The sequence below is a fragment of the candidate division WOR-3 bacterium genome (genome assembly GCA_016867815.1).
In the GTDB taxonomy this organism is placed as follows: domain Bacteria; phylum Hydrothermota; class Tepidihabitantia; order Tepidihabitantales; family Tepidihabitantaceae; genus UBA2258.
In genome coordinates, this window is the sequence record VGIR01000172.1 from 1 (window position 1) to 3,212 (window position 3,212).

Sequence of the window (3,212 nt, forward strand, 5' to 3'; positions counted from 1 at the left end):
GGCCCTCGACCAGGCGCTGCGTGGCAGCCCGGCCTCGACGCAGGCGTCAGCGTCCCGCCTGAGCAGCGGCATAGCGGTCGGCCGGGGTGTCAACGCGCTGCTGCCGGCGGCGACCGGCTCGCTCGCCTACGGCCGTACCGAATCACAGGTCCTCCCCGGCTTCGACTCGACGGTAACCACCAAGAGCTGGGATGGCTCACTCACGCTTAGCCAGGTCATTTTTGACCCACGCGTGTTTGCCGGGGTCGCCAACTCGTTCATCCAGGCCGGATACTACTCCGCCGACGCGCAGGACAAGCAGGCCAGGCTCATCTTCGACGTTACGAGCGGCTACCTGGGACTGCTCGGGGCGCGACTCCTGCGCGATGCCGCCGCGTCGGCCGTGGACCGGGCCGACGACAACGTGAGACTGAACCAGGAGAAGCTCCGGCTGGGGGCCGCCGCGCGGATCGACGTGATGCGCTCAGAGGTCTACAAGTCGCAGGCCGACATCGGCCTGCTGACTGCGGACAAGGCATTGGCGGCGGCCAATGCCGGATTCCTCGCCGTTGCCGGCATCAGCCGGGTCGTGGTCGTGCAGCCGACCGAGCAGCTCACCGAACCCGCCCGGTTCGAGGTAGCCAACCCCGACAGCCTGGCGGCCGAGATCGAACGCCGCAACCCCGGCGCACAACTAGCCACCAAGTCCGGGACCATCGCCACCATAAACACGGTGTCGGCGTTCGGCCAGGTCCTGCCGTCGGTGTCGGCCTTCTGGTCGTCAGACTACTCCGACTCGGCGCCGCCGCAGAGCCTGAAAGACTGGTCCGACAATGACTGCATCACGACCGGCATCAGGTTCTCCCTTCCCCTGCTCGACATCAAGGCCTTCGTCCTGGACGTCTGCGATGCCGTCGCCGGCTCGCGGCGGGCCAGGGCCGCGGCACAGGCCGCCCGCTACCAGGTTCGCGCCGCCGCCAAGACCGCGGTCATCGGCTACGAAGAAGCCAGCCAGCGCTACGACTACGCGCGGAAGAACCTGGAACTCAACCGCGAACTCTACCGCCTCGCGCAGGAGCAGCAGCGGCTCGGGGCCATCTCGCTCATCGACTTCTTCAGCGTCGAGACCGCGCTCGAACAGGCGCACGCCTCCTACATCACGGCGCTGACCGACACCTATATCCAGACGGCGCAGATCAACTACCTGCTCGGCCGCACCCGGCCGGAAACCCGCTAGCTAGGAGACTCGATGAAGAAGCGCACGCGTACAATCGTCATTCTGGCCGCAGTCGTGGTCTTGTTCGGCATCATCGTCGTAGCCAACCTGAAGAGCAAGACCGGCGGCGGGGAAGAAGTCGAGACGCAGAAAGTTAAGTTTGGCTCGATACTGTCCAAGGTATCGGCCACCGGCGGGCTGCGCGCCCAGGCTCAGGTGAACCTGCAGGCGCAGGTGATGGGCGTGGTCGACAAGCTGCCGGTGAAAGAGGGCGATTGGGTCAACCGCGGCGATCTGCTGCTCGAACTCGACCGCCGCAGCTACGAAGCGAACCTCGTCCTCGCCCGGGCGCGGTTTGACCAGGCCCGCGCCAGTCACACCCGCGTCGAGAGCCTCTACTCCGCCAAACTGATCGCGTCTGAAGCCCACGAGGCCTCGCGTGCCGCGCTGGAGATGGCCAGTGCCCAGTACGACCAGGCCCGGGACCAGTACGACAAGACCATCATCCGCGCCCCCATATCGGGTACGGTCGCCCGGCTGAATATCGAGGAAGGCGAAGCCGTGATGATCGGGACTATGAACTACTCCGGAACCGTGCTCATGGTCCTCGCCGACATGTCGCGGATGCAGGCGCTGATCGACGTCGATGAGGCCGATGTCGTGTCGGTGGCGACCGGGCAGGTGGCCAAGGTCTTTGTGGACGCGCTGCCCGATACGTCATTCCCGGGTCACATCACGCGGATCGCGCACATGCCGACCGAGAACGTGCTCAGCGCCACCCAGCAGAGCACCACCTTTGAAGTCGAGGTAACGCTGGACAGCTCGGCCCCGGCCCTGCGCCCGGGTATGAATGTACGCGCCGAAATCACCACCGCCGAACTCGACAGCGTGCTCGTAATACCGGTGCAGGCCGCCGGCCGCCGTGAAGTCAAGGGCAAGGAAACCGAAACCGTGTTCCTGCTCAAAGACGGCAAGGCGGTGCTGACCTCCATCCGCACCGGCAAGACCAGCGAGACTGAAATCCAGGTAACGGACGGCCTCAAACCTGGCGACGAGGTAGTCACCGGCCCCTATAAGAAACTCGCCAAGCTGACCGAAGGACGGCGGCTGACCGGGAAGCCGGCCAAAGACAGCATGCCGGACAAGGCCAGTCCCGAATGACGAATGAAGCTCGAATGACCAGATTTCGGCACTTCGACGATTCGGGTCTTAATCGGGATTCGGGCTTCGAGTCTCGTCATTTGCCCTCATGCTGATCCGCACCGAAGACCTCGGCAAGTCCTATGGTACCGGCTCCATCGAGGTCCACGCTCTCAGCAACGTTACGCTTCAGATCGAGAAGGGCGAGTACGTCGCCCTGATGGGTCCGTCCGGTTCGGGCAAATCCACGCTGATGCATCTCCTCGGCTGCCTCGACACGCCGACATCGGGCCGCTACCTGTTCAACGACCGCGACATTTCGACACTTGACGACACCGAGCTCGCCCACCTGCGAAACCGGGAGATCGGGTTCGTCTTCCAGTCCTTCAACCTCCTGCCGCGCCTCTCGGCCCAGGCGAACGTCCAGCTCCCGATGGTCTACGCCGGCGTCCCGATCCGCGAACGCGCTAGCCGCGCGGCCGAACTGCTCGCAATGGTCGGTTTGAAAGACCGGATGGCCCACAAGCCCAGCGAACTATCCGGCGGCGAAACGCAACGCGTCGCCATCGCGCGCGCCTTCGCCAACCGTCCCTCGATCGTGCTTGCCGACGAACCGACCGGCAACCTCGACTCGAAGACCGGCGTCGAGATAATGCGCCTGTTCGGTTCCCTTGCCGAACAGGGCAATACCATCATCCTCGTCACCCATGACCAGACCGTTGCCGGCCATGCCCGCCGGGTCGTTAGGCTGATTGACGGTCGGATTGCGGACTGAACGATGCCCCTACTCGAACTGGTACGTCTCTCGCTCGACACCTTCCGCACGCACCGCATGCGCTCCTTCCTGACCGCGCTCGGCATCATCATCGGCGTGATG

At 64.7% G+C, this 3,212-nt stretch carries 3 protein-coding genes; all 3 read left to right on the plus strand.

What is annotated here, in order from left to right:
- Positions 1-1,216: TolC family protein (locus FJY68_13905; GenBank protein ID MBM3332916.1), on the plus strand; the 1,216-nt coding region annotated here is incomplete at its 5' end.
- Between the two features lie 12 nt (positions 1,217-1,228).
- Entirely contained in the window at positions 1,229-2,356 is a 1,128-nt protein-coding gene (locus FJY68_13910; protein MBM3332917.1) for an efflux RND transporter periplasmic adaptor subunit, read from the plus strand.
- An 88-nt stretch (positions 2,357-2,444) separates the two neighbouring features.
- Positions 2,445-3,110 (plus strand): ABC transporter ATP-binding protein, encoded by a 666-nt coding sequence (locus FJY68_13915; protein ID MBM3332918.1) that lies wholly within the window; start codon positions 2,445-2,447, stop codon positions 3,108-3,110.
- The last annotated feature ends 102 nt before the right edge of the window (positions 3,111-3,212 follow it).

What these genes read in the sequence shown, in the direction of transcription:
- FJY68_13910 (MBM3332917.1), top strand. Translation starts at nt 1,229, where the DNA reads ATGAAGAAGCGCACGCGTACAATCGTCATTCTGGCCGCAGTCGTGGTC.
- FJY68_13915 (MBM3332918.1), top strand. Translation starts at nt 2,445, where the DNA reads ATGCTGATCCGCACCGAAGACCTCGGCAAGTCCTATGGTACCGGCTCC.